Here is a 17,285-nt window from a genome sequence, read left to right on the forward strand (position 1 = left end):
CACAACGATCACCGCGGCGAGCACCGGCGCCACCGCCGCCACCACCGGCAAGACAGCCGTCATCTAGTCCGCTCCCGTCTCAGCCCCCGCCCGGAACATCGCCGTAATGTGCTCCGCGACGGCGGGCCGTCCGCCCGTAAGAGACCTCGACGCAAGATCAACAGGAATCTGAGCCGAGATTCTTTTGACGAGGCGCACTGGCGGTCCGCGGCGGCGGCGTTGAACAAGGCGGGACGGTCTGACATGTGGACCAGCATCGTCGCCGTGACGGGCGCTCTGGCCGGTGTGGTCGTGACGGGCGTACTGCACCTGCGCGCCGCGTCGGCGGCGCGGCGAACCACGGACGCGGCCTTCGCCCGTTGTGTGGGTGTGCTGTTGGTTTCAGGTGGCTGGGCGGGTGGTGTTCCAGCCGTGTTCCAGGAGGGCGAAGGCGCTTTTGACGGCTGTGGTGGGGTCGGTGCTTGCGCGGGCCAGGGCGGCGGTTTCCAGGGCGAAGTGGGCCAGGGCCGCGCAGGTGGGGTCGTCGTGTGGGGCTCCGCTCGCCTCGGCGATGGCTTGGGTGAGTGCGCCCTCGTGTCGCATCCACATGCGGTGGGCGTAGTCGCTCAGGGCCTGGGTCGAGCGGATGAGGTTGAGGAACTGTGCCATTTCGGCGTCCTGGGTGATGTTCGCTCTGGCCAGCATGTAGTCGCGGAGTGCGGCCAGGATCGACTGGTCTTCGGGGCGCTGGTGGACGGCGTCGAGGAGGCTGGCCTCGCGGTCGGCGTCCAGGTCGAAGACGAGCGCCTCCTTGCTCGGGAAGTGCTTGAAGAGCGTGGCGGTCGAGACGTCGGCGGCGTCGGCGATCTCGCGGATTCCCACGTCGTCGTAGCCCCGTTCCAGGAACAGGCGTAGGGCGGCGTCGGCGATGGCCTTGCGGGTGGCCGCCTTCTTGCGCTCGCGGCGTCCCGGCGTCTGCGGCTCCTGGATCACTTCCATGCGCGCACTCTATCGCAGAGTGTGAGTCGGATTGAAAAGTAGAGCTGTTGCATCTTTAGATTCGTTGTGGTTCTCTGGAGTGGTCGCTGTGGTGCGCCCCCATCCGGTCGGCGGCCCCCCTTCTCGTTCGCCACGCCTCCCTGAGGGAGTGATTCGTCATGTCCGCATCTTCCGTCGCCCTTCCGGCGGCTCCGGGAAGCGTGCCCAGGAACGTCCGCTGGGTGCTGCTCGGCGTCATGCTCGCCATGCTGCTGGCGATGCTCGACAACATGGTCGTCGGCACCGCGATGCCCACGATCGTCGGTGATCTCGGCGGTCTGGAGCACATCTCCTGGGTGGTGACCGCCTACACCCTGGTCACGGCCGTCACCACCCCGATCTGGGGCAAGTGCGGGGACCTGTTCGGCCGCAAGCCCGTGTACCTGGCCTCGGTCGCGGTGTTCCTCGCCGGCTCCGCGCTCTGCGGCGCCGCCCAGTCCATGCCCGCGCTGATCGCCTTCCGCGCGCTGCAGGGCATCGGCGCGGGCGGCATCGGCGCCGGCGCGTTCGCCCTCATCGCCGCTCTCGTGCCGCCGCGCGAACGCGGCCGGTACCAGGGCATGACGGCGTCCATCATGGCGATCGGCACCATCGGCGGCCCGCTGCTCGGCGGCTTCATCACCGGACACTGGGGCTGGCGCTGGGCCTTCTACGTCAACGTGCCGCTCGGGCTGTTCGCCCTGGTGTGGCTGTGGCGGGCGCTGCACGTGCCCACCCGGCTCATCAAGGCCGGGATCGACTGGTTGGGCATCGCCCTGCTGACCGTCACGATCAGCGCGACCGTGCTGGCCGCGACGTGGGCGGGCACGACGTATGCCTGGGGCTCCTGGCAGATCCTCGGCCTGGGCGTTGTCGCCGTGCTCGGGCTCGGCGGGTTCGTCCGCACTGAGCGGCGGGCCGCAGAGCCCGTGCTCCCGCCGGGGATCTTCACCGGCCACCGGAACTTCCCGCTGGCCATCGTCCTGCTCCTGGCCGCCGGTGTCGTCATGTTCGGCGCGGGCCTGTACCTGCCGCTGTTCCAGCAGACGGTCCAGGACGCCTCGGCCACCAACTCCGGCCTGCTCATGCTGCCCCTGATGATCCCCGTGGTGATCGTCTCCACCATCGCGGGCAAGATCATGTCCGCCACCGGCAGATACAAGGTCTTCCCGATCCTGGGCGCCGCCTTCCTCGCCGTCGGTCTCGGGCTGCTCGCCACCATGGGGACCGACACGTCCCGCATTCTGACCTGCACCTACATGGTCCTCGTCGGCATCGGGCTCGGCCTCACCCAGCAGATGGCCGGCACCATCGCCCAGAACAGCGTCGACATGCGCGACATGGGCGCCGCCATGAGCGCGGTCACTCTCTTCCGCACCCTGGGCGGATCCCTCGGCGTCGCGGTCTTCGGCTCACTGTTCACCCGCGCCGTCCAGTCGCACCTGCCCGGTACCGGCGGCGGTGTCCGGACGGACGCGCACACCCTGGATCACCTGTCCGCCGGGGCCAAGGACGCGTACCTGCATGCGGTCACCAGCGGCACCCACCAGATCTTCCTCACCGGGGCGATCCTGTGCGCGGTCGCGTTCATCGCGGCGCTGTGCGTCATCGAAACACCGCTCCGCAAGGCACCGCCGACCGGCACCCCCGCCGTGACGGGCAAGGCACCGGCACCGACCCCTTGACCGTGTGCGCCCTCGGGGGCGGCTAGTTCGGCGGCTTCGTTGACTCCGCTGTGCGGCGTGCACGAGCACGACATGACCAAGGGCGTCGAGCCGACACCGACCACACCGTTCGCCCGCTCGATGGTCCTGCCGCAGTGGCGGCTCGAACAAGTCCTGCGCGACCTGCTCGCGGGGTACGGCGTCCGGGCCGAGTTCGGCACGCGGCTGGCCGGAATGCGGCCCGGCGAGGACGACGTCGCCGTCGAACTCTCCTCAGGCGAGCACGTAAGCGCCGGATGGCTGGTCGGCGCGGACGGCGGGTCCAGCACCGTCCGCAAGCTCGCGGGCGTGTCGTTCCTCGGCGTGACCCGCGAAGAACGGCAGATGCTGCTCGGGGACTTCCGCCTCGACGGCGTCGACCGCGACTGGTGGCACGCCCGGCGCCGGTCCGGTGGTCAGCGCCTGTCGCTGGTGCCGCTGCCCGCCACCGACTCGTTCGTGCTCCAGGCCGAGATCGACGAGAGCGACGGCGACGTCGAGCCGACCCTCGCCACCTACCAGGCTCTCGTCGACGACGCCTACGGCCGCGGCGTCGTCACGCTCCGCGAAGCCCTGTGGACCTCGCGCTGGCGCTACAACGAGCGGATGGTCGACCGCTTCCGGACCGGACGCGTCCTGCTCGCCGGAGACGCCGCCCACGTCCACGCGCCCGCGGGCGCCCAGGGCATGAACACCGGCGTCCACGACGGGATCAACCTCGGATGGAAACTGGCCGCGGTCCTCGACGGCGCACCCGAGCCGCTGCTGGACACCTACGAGCAAGAACGGCTGCCGATGGCCGCAGCCGTGCTGGGCCTCTCCAAGGAACTGCTGACGCGCTTCGCGTGGTTCGAGGACTCCGACCTCGACGCGATGTCCGGCCTGGGCATCACCTACCGCGGCGGCCCGCTCAGCCCGCCCTGGGACGGCGCCGGTCCGCACCCGGGCGACCGCAGCCCCGACGCGCTCTGCTCCCGGCCCGACGGACGCCCGGTGCGCCTGTTCGAGCTGCAGCGCGGCGGCGACTGGACGCTCTACCGGTTCGGCGTCGGCCCGCTGCCCGACGTCGCCGGGGTCAACGCCTACTCGATCGGCTCCGACCTGCTCGACCCGCACGCCACGGCACGGACGGCCTACCAAGCGCACGACGACGAACTCGTCCTGGTCCGCCCGGACGGACACGTCGGACTGCGCACCCAGGACACAGCCGCCCTCACCGCCTACCTGGCCGCCGTGACGGCACGCCGAGAAGGGAAAGACGACTAGAGGGACTCGGCGATCGCGTAGAGGGCGTCGGCGATGTGGGCCGTCTCGTCGTCGGTGCAGATGTACGGAGGCATCGTGTAGACGAGCTTGCCGAACGGACGCAGCCAGACGCCGTGCTCCATCGCGATCTCCTGGACGGCCGGGACGTCCACGGGCTCCTTCGCCTCCACGACGCCTATCGCGCCCAGGACGCGGACGTCGGCCACTCCGGGCAGCTCGTCGGCGCCGGTGAGGCCGGCGGTCAGGGTGGCCTCGATGCGGTCCACCTCGTCCTGCCAGTCGCGGGAGAGCAGGAGGTCGATCGAGGCTGAGGCCACGGCCGCCGCCAGCGGGTTGCCCATGAAGGTGGGGCCGTGCATCAGGGCGCCGCCCTCGCCGGACGAGATGGTCGTCGCGATCTCGTCGGTGCACAGGGTGGCCGCCATCGTCATGTAGCCGCCGGTCATCGCTTTGCCGACGCACATGATGTCGGGAACGACCTCCGCGTGGTCGCACCCCCAGAGCTGGCCGGTGCGCCCGAAGCCAGTGGCGATCTCGTCCAGGATCAGCGGCAGATCGTGCTCGTCCGCCAGGTCGCGCAGGGCGCGCAGGTACTCCGGCGCGTAGAAGCGCATCCCGCCGGCGCCCTGAACGATCGGCTCCACGATGATTCCGGCCAGCTCGTCGGCGTGGGTCGCCGCCAGGCGCGACAGCTCGTCCAGATACGACGCCGAGGGCGGTTCGTCGTAGCCGAGCGGGGGCGGCGGCGCGAAGACGTGCTTCGTCAGGACGTCCGTGAACAGGTGGTGCATCCCGTTCACCGGGTCGCACACGGCCATGTCCGCGAACGTGTCGCCGTGGTAACCGCCCCGGACGGTCAGCAGCCGGTGCCGGCCGGAGACGCCGCGCGCCCGCCAGTACTGGAGCGCCATCTTGATCGCCACCTCGACCGCCACCGAGCCGGAGTCGGTGAAGAACACCTTGGTCAGCGGCGCGGGAGTCAGCGTCACCAACCGCTCGGCCAGGCCGATCGCCGTGGGATGGGTCAGGCCGCCGAACATGACGTGGGACATCTTGTTCAGCTGACGCTGCACCGCCGCGTCCAACGCCGGGTGCCGGTAGCCGTGGATCGCGGCCCACCAGGACGACATGCCGTCGATCAGCTCGGTTCCGTCCGCCAGCGTCAGCCGCACCCCGGACGCCGCCACCACCAGCTCCGGCGACACAGCCGAGGGCATGGGGGCGTAGGGGTGCCAGACGTGGGAGCGGTCGAACTCGGTCAGGCGCGCCGCCTCGGCGGGGCTCATCCGGCCCAGCTGCAGGTCGATCATGCGATCCCCTGCTCGGACGCCCACCGCCGCAGCTCCTCGGTCGCCTTCTCCTTGCCGACCAGGCCCTGGTCCAGCCGCAGGTCCAGCAGGAACTTGTACGCCTGCCCGACCAAAGGCCCAGGGCCGATGCCCAAAACGGACTGGATCTCGTTGCCGTCCAGCTCCGGCCGCATCGCCGCCAGCTCCTCCTCCTCGGCGAGCCGGGCGATGCGCACCTCCAGGTCGTCGTAGGTCCGGCGGAGGCGTTCGGCCTTGCGGCGGTTGCGCGTCGTGCAGTCCGCGCGGGTCAGCTTGTGCAGCCGCGACAGCAGCGGCCCCGCGTCGCGGACGTACCGCCGGACGGCCGAGTCCGTCCACTCCCCGTTCCCGTACCCGTGGAACCGCAGGTGCAGCTCGACCAGCCGCGACACGTCGGAAATGACGTCCTTCGGGTACCGCAAAGCCGTGAGCCGCTTGCGCGTCATCTTCGCCCCGACCACCTCGTGGTGGTGGAACGACACCCGGCCGCCGTCCTCGAACCGGCGCGTGCGCGGCTTGCCGATGTCGTGCAGCAGCGCGGCGAGCCGCAGGACGAGGTCCGGCCCGTCCTCTTCCTGCGCGATGGCCTGCTCCAGGACGATCAGCGAGTGCTCGTAGACGTCCTTGTGCCGGTGGTGCTCGTCGATCTCCAGCCGCAGCTTCGGCAGCTCGGGCAGCACGAAGGAAGCCAGCCCGGTGTCCACCAGCAGCGCCAGGCCCTCGCGCGGGTGCGCGCCGCAGACCAGCTTGGAGAGTTCGTCCCGCACCCGCTCGGCCGACACGATCTCGATGCGCCCGGCCATCTCCTTCATCGCCGCGACGACGTCCGGCGCGACGGAGAAGCCGAGCTGGGACGCGAACCGCGCCGCGCGCAGCATCCGCAGCGGGTCGTCGCCGAACGAGTCCTCCGGACGGCCCGGCGTGCGCAGCAGCCCGTCCTTCAGGTCGGTGAGGCCGCCGAACGGGTCCACGAACTCGTAGTCGGGCAGCCGCGCGGCCATCGCGTTCACGGCGAAGTCGCGGCGGCGCAGGTCCTCGACCAGGGACGTCCCGTAGACGACGTCCGGTTTGCGGGACTTCGGGTCGTAGGACTCGCTGCGGTAGGTCGTGATCTCCAGCTCGTGGCCGTCCTTGCGGAGCCCGACGGTCCCGAACTCGATCCCGACCGTCCACACCGCGTCGGCCCAGCCGTCGATGAGCGCGAGGATCCGCTCGGGCGGCGCGTCGGTGGTGAGGTCCACGTCCTTGGTCGGCCGTCGCAGCAACGCGTCCCGGACCGGCCCGCCGACCAGGGCCAGCTCGTGGCCCGCCGCGGCGAAGCGCTCGCCGAGCGCCTCGGCGACGGGCGCGGCGCCGCGCAGCAGGTCGGCGATCGCGGTCCGCCGGGTGACGTTCTGTTCGGGCACGGCCATGTAACGTATTTCCTCGGTCAATGAAGGGCAAAGGACTTTCGGCGGGACGGCCCGCACCAGGAGCGCCTCCGACCAACGGTAGCGGGCGCCGCCGACGCCCCGGGCCATCGGTCGGACGGGTCCCGCGGCGCGGCTAACATCGACCCGTGGTGCGGGAACACGACGACTCGGCCGCCCCCGCGCGGACGGTCCCGGCCGCCGAGGGCGCCGTGAGTCGACTCACGGCGGTCAGCCCCCGCGCGCGGACGGCTCCGGCGTGAGGGCGGTCAGACGCGCGGCGGCGCTGCTTTCGGTCGTCCCCTTTTTGACCTGCGTCCCGCTCGTGGCGCAGGCGCAGGCCCAGCCGCGCGAGCGCGCCGAGGTGACGATCGCGCTGACCGCGATGTCGCCGCGCGCCGATCCGTCCGGCAAGCGCTCGATCGTGCAGGTGCGCGGACGCATCGAGAACCACACCGGCCACACCGTCCCCGGCCTGTCGGTACGGCTGCGCTACAACGGCAGCCCGGTCGGCAGCCGCGGCCAGCTCGACCAGCTCGCCCAGGCCGAGCCGGGCCAGCGGCTCGTCGGGACGGGCCAGGCGGTGCCGCTGCCGCAGGCCGTCCCGTCCGGCGGCGCGCAGGACTTCGCGCTCAAGCTCAACACCAAGGCCGTCGGTATGCGCGCGTTCGGTGTGTACCCGGTCGGTGTGGAGGTGGTGAACGCCCAGCAGCAGGCCGTCGCGGGCGTCACCTCGTTCGTGACGTTCACCGGGGCGAGCCCCGGCTACAAGCCCGTCAACATCGGCTGGGTCTGGCCGCTGATGGACCGGATGCACCGCGCCGACGACGACACCTTCCTCGACGACCGCCTCGCCGGCGAGCTGACCCCCAGCGGACGGCTGCACGGGCTCGTGGCCGCCGCCGCGCAGACCAAGACGCCCGTGACCTGGGCGATCGACCCCGCGCTGCTGGACGACGTCACCGCCATGACCCGTCCGTACACGGTCGGCGCCGGGGACAAGAAGCAGAAGAAGGGCGCGAGCAAGGCCGCCGCCGAGTGGATCCGCGCGCTCAAGGCGGCGTCGGCGGGCGACCCCTACTTCGCCGTCCCGTACGCCGACCCGGACGCCGTCGCGCTCGTCCGGTACCGCATGACCAAGAACCTCGCCACCGCCTACGACCAGCGGACGGTCGCCGCGCAGGTCCTCGGCCGCCAGCCCACCGCCAAGATCGCGTGGCCGCCCGCCGGGATGGCCGGGCCGTCCACGCTGACGCAGCTCGCCAAGCTGTCCAAGCTCGGCGCGCCCGGCGACGGGTCGTTCCTGCTCACCGACGCGATGTTCGCGCCGCCGCCGGGCGGGACGCCGCGCGCCACCACCACGATCCCGACCGGCGCCGGGACCAAGGGCGTCATCGCCTACGACGAGAAGCTGAGCCAGATCGTCAGCACCGACACGTCCAAGCCCGGCGCCGAAGTCCTCGCCGAGCAGCGGTTCCTCGCCGAGACCGCGATGATCACCGCGGAGGCGCCGAACACGCCGCGCACGCTCGTCGTCGCGCCGAACCGGCACTGGAACCCGTCGCCGTCCTACGCGCGGATGCTCCTGACCGCCACCTCGACCGCGCCCTGGCTGCGCGCCCAGCCGCTCGACAAGATCGCCTCGGTCGCGCCGCAGCAGCGCGCGTCCACCGGCTACCCCGACGACTTCCAGCGCTACGAGCTGGGCCCCGGCTACCTCGGCGCGGTGCGCGGGATCGAGCGGCGGGCGGACGCCTTCACCGCCATGATGATCCCGCCGATCAAGCTGAGCTACGACCGGTCGGTCCTGCGCGCGGAGTCGGCGGCGTGGCGCGGCCGGCAGGCCCGCGCCAAGCGCGCCCGCGACGCGCTGTCCGGCGAACTGGACCGCACGCTGACCAAGGTGCGCGTCCTGAACGACCGGGTGTCGCTCGCCGGACGGTCCGGGCACATCCTCATCACCGTGGTCAACGAGCTGCCCGACCAGCGGGTCCGCGTGGTGATGGACGTCTCGTCCCTCAACCGGGCCAAGCTCCAGATCGGCCGCATCGACGACAACGACCGCGTGATCGAGCTCGGGCCGGGGCAGAAGACGTCGCGTCCGATCCCCGTCGAGGCCAACGGCAACGGCAACTTCTCGATCCACCTGCAACTGCGGTCGGTGTCGGGCCGTAAGTTCGACAAGGGTAAGGACATCACGGTCCGCACCACCGGATACGGCCGCGCCGCGCTCCTGATCACCGGCGGCGGGCTCGCCGTGCTCGTCGCCGGCGTCGGGGTGCGGGCCATGCGCGCGAGGCGGCGACGGAAGGCGGAGGCAGCCGGTGACCACACAGCCGGAGGACCGGAACAAGGACTGGAGCCCCCCGGCTACGCCCTTCCCCCCACCGCGCTCCCCGGCCGAGGAAACGGCGACTGACCTTCCCGCACTGCGCGAGCCGGAGCCCGAGCCGGAGCCCGAACGCGGCGCGGGCGGCATCCTGCGGTCCGGCGCGATCATGGCGGTGGGGACGCTCGCGTCCCGCGTCACCGGCTTCCTGCGGACGGCCATGCTCGTCGCCGCGCTCGGCACCGGGGCGCTCGGCGACGCCTACAACACGGCGAACACCGTCCCGTTCATCGTCTACGACCTGCTGCTCGGCGGCGTGCTGACGGCGGTGGTCGTCCCGCTGATCGTCCGGGCGCGCGAACGGGACCCCGCGCACGGCGCCCGCTACGAGCAGCGGCTGTTCACGCTCGCCGTCCTCGGCCTCGCGCTGATCACGGCGGTCGCGGTGGCGCTCGGGCCGGTGTTCATCTCGATCTACGGCGGCTCGATGCACGGCGACCAGCGCGACCTGGCCGTCCTGTTCGCGCGGCTGTTCGCGGTGCAGATCTTCTTCCTCGGCGTCAGCGCGTTCTCCGGCGCGATCCTCAACACGCGCAAGCGGTTCGGGGCGCCGATGTGGGCGCCGGTGCTGAACAACATCGTCATCTGCTGCACGGCGGGCGCGTTCCTGCTGGTCGCGTCGGGCGGCGTGGACCCGTCCACCATCGGGACGGGCGAGGTCGGCCTGCTCGCGGCGGGCACCATCGGCGGCATGGCGCTCCAGACGCTCGCGCTGTGGCCGTCGCTGCGCGGCAGCGGGTTCCGGTGGCGGCCCCGGCTGGACTTCCGGCGCGGCGAACTCGGCGAGATGGGCCGGATGGCCGTCTGGACGCTCGCCTACGTCGTCATCACCCAGATCGGGTTCGCGATCACGACGCGGCTGGCCAACTCGGCGGGCGTGGCCGGACGCGCGAAGCATCTCGGCGACGTCGGGTACACGCCGTACTTCAACGCCTACCAGCTCTTCCAGCTGCCCTACGCGATCATCGGCGTCTCGGTGATCACGGCGCTGCTGCCCCGGATGAGCGAGCACGCCGCCGCCGGACGGTTCGGCGACGTCCGCGACGACTTCTCCACCGGGATGCGGCTCTGCGCGGTGATCATCTTCCCGGCGGCCGGGCTGATGGGCGTGCTCGGGCCGGAGATCGCGACCGTCCTGTTCGCGCACGGCCAGACGAGCGTCGCCAACGCCGAGGTCATCGCCCAGGTGCTGCGGATGTTCGCGGTCGCGCTCGTGCCGTTCGCCGCCTACCAGCTCACGCTGCGCGTCTTCTACGCCCTCCAGGACACCCGGACGCCCGCGCTGATCGCCGTCGCGGTCGTCGCGGTGAACATCGCCTGCGCCGTCGCGGCGTCCCGGCTGCTGCCCACCGACAAGATCATCGTCGGGATCGCCGGCGGGTTCGCGCTCGCCCAGACGACCGGCGCGCTCGTCGGCTGGGCCGTGCTGCGGCGGCGGCTCGGCGGCATGGACGGACGACGTATCATCGCCACCGACCTCCGCCTGATCGTCGCGCTCTGGCCGCTGCTCGGCCTCGCCTACGCCGTCCACGCCGTCCTGCGCGCCGGACTCGGCACCGGCCTGGTGCCCGGACTGCTCGCCCTCACGGCCGGCAGCGCGGGCGGCGGACTGCTCTATCTGCTGTTCGCGCGGCTGCTGCGGGTGGGCGAGGTGCAGACGATGATCGGGACCGTTTCGGCCCGGCTGCCGGGCCGCCGCTGACCGTCAAGTGCGGCAAAGTGCGCGGGACGCGCGTGGATAAGGAAGCCACCCGACGGCATACCTACTACCATGAGGGAGACTACGGCTTGCGGGGCGACACCCTGGGGAACGCAAAGAGGAGGGTCGGAGGCGTAAGCTGCCACGCCACGAACATGGGATCTGACCACCTGCGCAGGACGTTGCCGTGAGCACGTCAGTCATCGAGCCCGGTGCCCGCCTCGCCGGCCGCTACCGGCTTGAGGAGCGCATCGCGGCGGGCGGCTCCACCCTCTGGAAGGCCAAGGACGAGATCCTGGCCCGCGCCGTCGCCGTCCGCACCTTCGACGACGAGTTCCCCCGCGTCCGCGAGGTCGTCACCTCCGCCCGCGCCGCCAGCCGCCTCACCGACCCCCGCCTCACCCAGGTCTTCGACGCCGACGACAGCGGCGAGAACGCCTACGTCGTCAGCGAGTGGGTCGCGGGCGAGACGCTGGAGCAGATGCTGCTCAAGGCGCCGCTGGAGCCCGGCCGCGCCGCGACCCTGCTCTACGAGGCCGCCGAGGCGGTCGCCGCCGCGCACGCCGCCGGGCTCGCCCACCTGTGCCTCACCCCCCGCGACCTCGTGTGGACGACCGGCGGCACCGTCAAGATCCTCGGCGTCGCGACCGACGCCGTCCTCGGCGACCGGTACGCCGACGACCCCGGCGCGCAGGACGCCCGCGGGCTCGGCGCGATGCTGTACGCCGCGCTCACCGCGCACTGGCCCGGCGACCCCGAGCAGTCCGCGCTGCCCGCCGCGCCGCGGTCCGGGGACGTCGTCCAGGCGCCCCGGCTCGTCCAGGCGGGCATCCCGCAGCCCGTCGACGCGATCGTCTGCCGCTGCCTCGGCGTCGAGGCCGCCGGCCGGCCGCTGACCTCGCCCGCCGACGTCGCCGCCGCGCTGCGCGGCGTCCCGCGCACCCCGCTGCCGCTGTTCGCCGGGCTCGGCGCCGCGCCGCCGCCCCGGCCGCCCGCGCGCCGTCCGGCCCGGCCGGAACCGGCCGCGCACCGGACCGAGGCGCCGCCGCGCCGGCCGACCCCGCCGCCGTCCGTCCCGGCCACCGCGCCCGTGCCGCGGCCTCCCGCGCGGCGGCCCGGCAACCGGGCGCTGCTCGGCGTCGCCGCCGCCGCGCTCACCGTCATCGTCGGGCTCGGCGCGTGGGCGCTCGCGGGCGGCGGGGGCGACGGAGACGGCACCGGCGCGAGCGGACGGCCGTCCGCCAAGACGTCCGGCAAGGCCACGCCCAGTACGAGCGCGCTGCGGCCCGTCGACGCCACCCCGTTCCAGGACCCGGCGGGCGAGCACCCCGACGACCAGATCGGCCGCAACCCCGGCGCGGTCATCGACGGGCGTCCCGGGACGACCTGGGAGACCCAGACTTACAACGACACCGGGTTCGGCAACCTCGTCAACGGGCTCGGCGTCGTCCTCGACATGGGCGGGTCCGTCAAGGTGACCAGCGTGAAGATCGCCGGTCTGGAGGGCGGCGGGACGCTCGCCGTCCGCGTCGGCGACGGTTCCTCGCTCGGTGAGCTGCGCGCCGCCGGGAAGGTCACCGCGCAGGCCGGGACGACCACGATCCAGACCGGCGGGAAGACCGGCACCCGCGTCCTCGTCTGGTTCACCGAGCTGCCGCCGAGCCGCAAGGGCCGCATCGGCGAGATCACCGTCTACGGAACCAGGTAAAAGGACGCTTTTCGCGGGCTGTGCCCCGAACCGGGTCAGTCGGTATCGTTCGCCTGAGCAGAATGTCCCCTTACCTTCAGGATCAGCGGTGTCGAACCCAGCAGGAGGACCGATCCGGTCCGTCCGTCGTCCGGAAGCTCCTCGGGGACGGATCGTCCGATGGGTGCGATGAGCGTCACCGCCCTCGACGAGGTGCCCGACAAGGAACTGCTGGCCCGGCACGCCGAGGGTGAGCCGCACGCGTTCGCCGAACTCGTCCGGCGGCACCGCGACCGGATGTGGGCGGTCGCCGTCCGCACGCTCGGCGACCCCGAGGAGGCCGCCGACGCGCTCCAGGACGCCTGCCTGTCGGCCTTCCGCGCCGCCGGACGGTTCCGTGGTGACGCCGCCGTCACCACGTGGCTGCACCGGATCGTCGTCAACGCCTGCCTGGACCGCATCCGGCGGCGTTCGGTGCGTCCCGCCACGCCGATGGGCGACGACGCCACGTTCGACGCCGTCGCGCCCAAGCTGCCGGACCCGACGGACGCGCACGGCGTGTCCCTCGACGTCCAGGAGGCCCTGGCCACGCTGCCGTTCGAGCAGCGCGCCGCGCTCGTCCTCGTCGACATGATGGGCTATTCGGTGGACGACGCCGCCGCCATCCTGGAGGTGCCGCCCGGGACGATCAAGAGCCGCTGCGCCCGTGGCCGCGCCCGTCTGCTCCCCCTTCTCCACCACCACAGGAACCGACGGGACCCCAGAAACGTCGGAGGTGTGGAAGGAGGTGGCGTGCCCACATGAACCCCGCGCATCTCGACTACGACACCCTGGCCGACCTGGCCGAGGGCCTGCTGGACGACGACCGGGCCGCCTCCGTCGACGAGCACCTCGCCGCCTGCGCCGAGTGCCGGGACCGCTCCGCCGAGCTTGCGGACGTCTCCCGGATCCTCGCCGCCGCGCCCGTCCCGGCGCTGCCGCCCGACCTCACGGCCCGGATCGACTCGGCCCTCGCCGCCGAGTCCCGCGCCGAGCCGCCGGGCGTCACCGACCTGAACCGGCGGCGCGCGCGACGGAACCCGTGGCGGGCCCTGTCGGCCGCCGCGGCGGCGATCGTGGTGCTCGGCGGGGGCGGACTCGTCGGCCGGGCCGTGCTGGACGGAGCCGACGACGGCAAGCACCTGACCGCGTCCGTGCCGCCGCAGCCGATGACCGACCCGCGTCATCCCCGGGTGCAGTCCTTCGGGGCCGGGTGGCGGGTCGTGCACAGCGGCACCGCGTACCGTGCGGCGACGCTGGATCGCCAGGTCACCGGGCAGCTCTCCCGGGTGGCCGCTGCCGCCGCCATCCCGGACGCGCGCACGAGCGACTGCGTGGCGGGCGTGGCGCAGGGGCGCGCGCCCGCGCTGGTGGACGTCGCCACCTACGACGGCCGGCCCGCCACGATCATCGCGGTCCGGGGCGCGGACGGACGGCCCGACGTCTGGGTCGTCGGGCCGGGCTGCTCGTCGCGGAACCCGGACGTCCTCGCGCACAGCGGCTGACGCGCGGGGCTCCTTGCATCGGGGCCCCGCGTTTCACAGTCCCTTGAGGAAGTCCAGGGCGATCGGCCAGACGCGCTCGGCGGACTCGGCGTCGTAGTCGGGCAGGTCGGGGTCGGTGAACAGGTGGCCGGCGCCCGGGTAGCGGAAGACCTCCACGTCGGCGCCCGCGTTGCGCATCCGCAGATACCAGGCGTTCTGCCAGTCCACCGGCTCGTAGGTGTCGGGGTCGGCGACGTGGAGCTGCACCGGGATCTCGGTGCGCGCGTCGTCGGCCAGGTCGGACGTGCCGTGCAGCAGCAGGAGGCCGCGCGCCTTCTCGTCCGCCAGCGCGAGCGTCTGCGCGACGGCCGCGCCGAGCGAGAACCCCGCGTAGACCAGGCCGTCGCCCGCGTGCGGCGCCGCGGCGGCCACCGCGCGGCGCAGCAGCTCGTCCCGTCCGATCTCGTCGCGGAGGGCCTCGCCGTCTTCGGGGGTGTCCGCGATGCGTCCTTCGTACAGATCGGGTACATGGACTGTGTGGCCCGCCGCGCGCAGGCGGTCGGCTGCGGCGGTCACGGCCGGACGCAGCCCGTACATCGAGTGGAACAGCAGGATCGACGCCATCCGGTCAGCATACGAGCGGGTGGTGACAGTCACCGGCCGCCGGGGAATCACCCGGCCCTAGGATCGGTTGACGCGACTGCACGCGCGGCGAACGAGGAGAGGCTGGCACAGTGAGCGACGACGTCAGGAACGTCATCATCATCGGGTCGGGTCCCGCCGGGTACACGGCGGCGATCTACGCGGCGCGCGGCGACCTGAAGCCGCTGCTGTTCGAGGGGTCCGTCACCGCGGGCGGCGCGCTGATGAACACCACCGACGTCGAGAACTACCCCGGCTTCCCCGACGGCGTCATGGGCCCGGACCTCATGGACGGCCTCCGCAAGCAGGCCGAGCGGTTCGGCGCCGAGCTGATCACCGACGACGTCACCGAGGTCGACCTCACCGCCTCGCCCAAGATCGTCAAGGTCGGGGACGACGTGTACCGCGCGCACGCCGTCATCGTCGCGACCGGCTCGGGGTACCGCGAGCTGGGCCTGGAGAACGAGAAGCGGCTGTCGGGACGCGGCGTGTCCTGGTGCGCGACGTGCGACGGGTTCTTCTTCCGCGAGCAGGACATCGCCGTCGTCGGCGGCGGCGACACCGCGATGGAGGAGGCGACGTTCCTGACGAAGTTCGCCCGCACCGTCACCGTGATCCACCGCCGCGACTCGCTGCGCGCCAGCAAGATCATGCAGGACCGCGCGCGGGCCAACGACAAGATCCGCTTCGTGTGGAACACCGAGGTCGCGGACGTCCTCGGCGAGGACCGCGTCAGCGGGCTCCTGCTGCGCGACCGCGACACCGGCGAGGAGTCGCGGCTCGACGTCACCGGCCTGTTCATCGCGATCGGGCACGAGCCGCGCAGCGAACTGTTCACCGGGCAGCTCGACACCGACGCCGAGGGCTACCTGACCGTCGAGTCGCCCACCACCCGCACCAAGATCCCCGGCGTGTTCGCCTGCGGCGACGTCGTCGACCACGTCTACCGGCAGGCGATCACCGCCGCCGGCAGCGGGTGCGCCGCCGCGATCGACGCCGAGCGCTGGCTCGCCGACCGGGGCGCGGCCGACCTCGTCCCGCAGCAAGACCCGGCGGAACTGTCCGTCAAGGGCTGAGACGACCCGGGGCGGGGCTGCCCGCCGCCGGAGGCATGAACGAAGGAGAGACGCCATGAAGGCCGTGACCGACGCCGACTTCGAGACCGCGGTGCTGAAGAGCGACAAGCCCGTGCTGGTCGACTTCTGGGCCGAGTGGTGCGGCCCCTGCCGGATGATCGCCCCCGTCCTGGAGGAGATCTCCAAGGAGCACGGCGACAAGCTGGAGATCGTCAAGCTGAACACCGACGAGAACGTCGGCACCGCCGGCAAGTACGGGATCATGCAGATCCCGAACCTGCTCGTCTTCAAGGACGGCGAGGTCGTCAAGCAGATCCTCGGCGCCAAGCCCAAGGCCGCCCTCCTGCGCGACCTCCAGGAGTTCATCGCCTGACCGCGTCCCACGACCCCACGAGGCCCCGCCCCGACCCACAGTCGCCGCGGGGCCTCACCATTCGCCCACCCGCACGCCTCACACGCAGACCCGCGTCCCCGCGCGAGCGCGCTACTCGCGCGGCGGTCGAGCCGCCAGGCGAGCCCGCCGCGCTGATGCGCGCAGAGCGCCGCGCTGATGCGCGCAGAGCGCCGCGCTGATGCGCGCAGAGCGCCGCGCTGATGCGCGCAGAGCGCCGCGCTGATGCGCGCAGAGCGCCGCGCTGGGGTGTCTGAGAACGTGCGGGAGGCGGATTCTTGGCGCGGCGAGCGAGCCGCCGGGCGAGCACGCCGCGCCACAGGGCGAGCGAGCCGCGTGCCCCAGGCGCGGGATTCTCCGACGAACGCGCGCGAGCACGGACTCCCTCGCGGCGAGAGTGCCTGGCAGCGCGCGCGAGGCGAGTTCTTCGCGCGGCGGGCGAGCCGCCAGGCGAGCACGCCGCGCTGGTGCGCCGCTCGGCGGCGGGGGTGTCGGGGACGTGCGGGAGGCGGGTTCTTCGCGCGGCGGGCGCAAGTGTTTGCGCCGTGCGGGGGCTGAGCGGGGCTCAGGCGGGGCGGAGGATGCCCTCTGGGGTCATGGAGCCCAGGAGGCGTTCCAGGGCCACCTCGACGTCCTCACGCCACGACAGGGCCGACTTCAGCTCCAGCCGCAGGCGGGGGAAGCGGTGGTGCGGCCGGACGGTCTTGAATCCGACCGACAGCAGGTAGTCCGCCGCGACCATGCAGCCGCCGTCCGCGCCCTTCAGGTCGCCGAACGCCTCGATCGCCTTCACGCCGCGCCGCGTCAGGTCCTTCGCGACGCCCTGGACGAGCATCCGGCCGAGCCCGCCGCCGGTGTACTCGGGCAGGATGTGCGCGGTCATCAGCAGGACGGCGTCGGCGCTCACCGGGCTCGTCGGGAACGCCACCGAGCGCGGCACGTACAGCGGGGGCGCGAACAGGACGAACCCGGCCGGGACGTCGTCCACGTAGAGCAGCTTGCCGCAGGAGCCCCATTCCAGGAGCGTCGAGGAGACCCACGCCTCCTTCTCCAGTGCGCCGCCCCCGCTCGTGACCGCCCGGTCATGCGCGACGGCGTCCAGCTCCCAGAACACGCACCGGCGACAGCGGTGCGGCAGGTCGTCGAGGTTGTCGAGCGTGATGTTCACGAGCCGAC

14 protein-coding genes are annotated in these 17,285 nt (G+C 72.5%); 9 read left to right on the forward strand and 5 right to left on the reverse strand.

Features of this window, described 5'->3' with window-relative positions; all coding sequences use genetic code 11:
- Positions 1 to 381: 381 nt before the first annotated feature.
- Complete coding sequence (locus GQ466_RS15320; protein WP_161103506.1) at positions 382 to 978, reverse strand: TetR/AcrR family transcriptional regulator; 597 nt, start codon at positions 976 to 978, stop codon at positions 382 to 384.
- A 158-nt stretch (positions 979 to 1,136) separates the two neighbouring features.
- On the opposite strand from GQ466_RS15320, the gene GQ466_RS15325 reads away from it, so the two are divergent.
- Together GQ466_RS15325 and GQ466_RS15330 are read left to right on the forward strand one after the other, a co-directional pair.
- Positions 1,137 to 2,681, forward strand: a complete 1,545-nt coding sequence (locus GQ466_RS15325; RefSeq protein WP_161103507.1) for an MDR family MFS transporter — start codon at positions 1,137 to 1,139, stop codon at positions 2,679 to 2,681.
- A 57-nt stretch (positions 2,682 to 2,738) separates the two neighbouring features.
- The gene (locus GQ466_RS15330) at positions 2,739 to 3,965 is read left to right on the forward strand and encodes an FAD-dependent monooxygenase (protein WP_161103508.1); all 1,227 of its coding nucleotides are present in this window, start codon (positions 2,739 to 2,741) and stop codon (positions 3,963 to 3,965) included.
- On the opposite strand, the gene GQ466_RS15335 is transcribed toward GQ466_RS15330, so the two are convergent.
- A complete protein-coding gene (locus GQ466_RS15335; RefSeq protein ID WP_161103509.1) occupies positions 3,962 to 5,275 on the reverse strand; it encodes an adenosylmethionine--8-amino-7-oxononanoate transaminase in 1,314 nt (437 codons plus the stop codon). The genes GQ466_RS15330 and GQ466_RS15335 overlap by 4 nt on opposite strands.
- Positions 5,272 to 6,705, reverse strand: a complete 1,434-nt coding sequence (locus tag GQ466_RS15340) for a CCA tRNA nucleotidyltransferase (RefSeq protein ID WP_161103510.1) — start codon at positions 6,703 to 6,705, stop codon at positions 5,272 to 5,274. Before GQ466_RS15340 ends, GQ466_RS15335 begins: the two co-directional genes overlap by 4 nt.
- Before the next feature lie 256 nt (positions 6,706 to 6,961).
- Between GQ466_RS15340 and GQ466_RS15345 the strand changes: the two genes are divergently transcribed.
- From GQ466_RS15345 to GQ466_RS15365, 5 genes are all read left to right on the forward strand, one after another.
- Positions 6,962 to 9,121 carry a DUF6049 family protein gene (locus GQ466_RS15345; RefSeq protein ID WP_202420443.1) on the forward strand — a complete coding sequence of 720 codons (2,160 nt, stop codon included), beginning with the start codon at positions 6,962 to 6,964 and terminating at the stop codon, positions 9,119 to 9,121.
- On the forward strand, positions 9,027 to 10,793 hold the full coding sequence (murJ, locus tag GQ466_RS15350; protein WP_161103511.1) for a murein biosynthesis integral membrane protein MurJ: 1,767 nt from the start codon (positions 9,027 to 9,029) through the stop codon (positions 10,791 to 10,793). Before GQ466_RS15345 ends, murJ begins: the two co-directional genes overlap by 95 nt.
- A gap of 184 nt (positions 10,794 to 10,977) precedes the next feature.
- On the forward strand, positions 10,978 to 12,498 hold the full coding sequence (locus GQ466_RS15355; RefSeq protein ID WP_161103512.1) for a protein kinase family protein: 1,521 nt from the start codon (positions 10,978 to 10,980) through the stop codon (positions 12,496 to 12,498).
- Positions 12,499 to 12,657: 159 nt separating this feature from the next.
- Complete coding sequence (gene sigM / locus GQ466_RS15360) at positions 12,658 to 13,281, forward strand: RNA polymerase sigma factor SigM (RefSeq protein WP_161103513.1); 624 nt, start codon at positions 12,658 to 12,660, stop codon at positions 13,279 to 13,281.
- Positions 13,278 to 14,021, forward strand: a complete 744-nt coding sequence (locus GQ466_RS15365) for an anti-sigma factor family protein (RefSeq protein WP_161103514.1) — start codon at positions 13,278 to 13,280, stop codon at positions 14,019 to 14,021. Before sigM ends, GQ466_RS15365 begins: the two co-directional genes overlap by 4 nt.
- 33 nt (positions 14,022 to 14,054) lie before the next feature.
- Here GQ466_RS15365 and GQ466_RS15370 read toward each other — a convergent pair whose 3' ends face one another.
- On the reverse strand, positions 14,055 to 14,624 hold the full coding sequence (locus GQ466_RS15370) for a dienelactone hydrolase family protein (RefSeq protein ID WP_161103515.1): 570 nt from the start codon (positions 14,622 to 14,624) through the stop codon (positions 14,055 to 14,057).
- Between the two features lie 110 nt (positions 14,625 to 14,734).
- Between GQ466_RS15370 and trxB the strand changes: the two genes are divergently transcribed.
- Complete coding sequence (gene trxB, locus GQ466_RS15375; RefSeq protein WP_161103516.1) at positions 14,735 to 15,718, forward strand: thioredoxin-disulfide reductase; 984 nt, start codon at positions 14,735 to 14,737, stop codon at positions 15,716 to 15,718.
- 55 nt (positions 15,719 to 15,773) lie between these two features.
- Positions 15,774 to 16,091, forward strand: coding sequence for a thioredoxin (gene trxA, locus GQ466_RS15380; RefSeq protein WP_161103517.1), 318 nt, complete (start codon positions 15,774 to 15,776; stop codon positions 16,089 to 16,091).
- Between the two features lie 583 nt (positions 16,092 to 16,674).
- On the opposite strand, the gene GQ466_RS15385 is transcribed toward trxA, so the two are convergent.
- Positions 16,675 to 17,277, reverse strand: coding sequence for a GNAT family N-acetyltransferase (locus GQ466_RS15385; protein WP_446678600.1), 603 nt, complete (start codon positions 17,275 to 17,277; stop codon positions 16,675 to 16,677).
- Between the last annotated feature and the right edge of the window lie 8 nt (positions 17,278 to 17,285).

Source organism: Actinomadura rayongensis (assembly GCF_009831215.1).
Taxonomy (GTDB): Bacteria; Actinomycetota; Actinomycetes; order Streptosporangiales; family Streptosporangiaceae; genus Spirillospora; species Spirillospora rayongensis.

Bases quoted from the DNA above. Each gene is read 5' to 3' on its own strand.
- GQ466_RS15335 (WP_161103509.1), bottom strand. From the start codon at position 5,275: ATGATCGACCTGCAGCTGGGCCGGATGAGCCCCGCCGAGGCGGCGCGC.
- GQ466_RS15365 (WP_161103514.1), top strand. From the start codon at position 13,278: ATGAACCCCGCGCATCTCGACTACGACACCCTGGCCGACCTGGCCGAG.
- GQ466_RS15340 (WP_161103510.1), bottom strand. From the start codon at position 6,705: ATGGCCGTGCCCGAACAGAACGTCACCCGGCGGACCGCGATCGCCGAC.
- GQ466_RS15325 (WP_161103507.1), top strand. From the start codon at position 1,137: ATGTCCGCATCTTCCGTCGCCCTTCCGGCGGCTCCGGGAAGCGTGCCC.
- GQ466_RS15370 (WP_161103515.1), bottom strand. From the start codon at position 14,624: ATGGCGTCGATCCTGCTGTTCCACTCGATGTACGGGCTGCGTCCGGCC.
- trxA (WP_161103517.1), top strand. From the start codon at position 15,774: ATGAAGGCCGTGACCGACGCCGACTTCGAGACCGCGGTGCTGAAGAGC.
- sigM (WP_161103513.1), top strand. From the start codon at position 12,658: ATGGGTGCGATGAGCGTCACCGCCCTCGACGAGGTGCCCGACAAGGAA.
- GQ466_RS15320 (WP_161103506.1), bottom strand. From the start codon at position 978: ATGGAAGTGATCCAGGAGCCGCAGACGCCGGGACGCCGCGAGCGCAAG.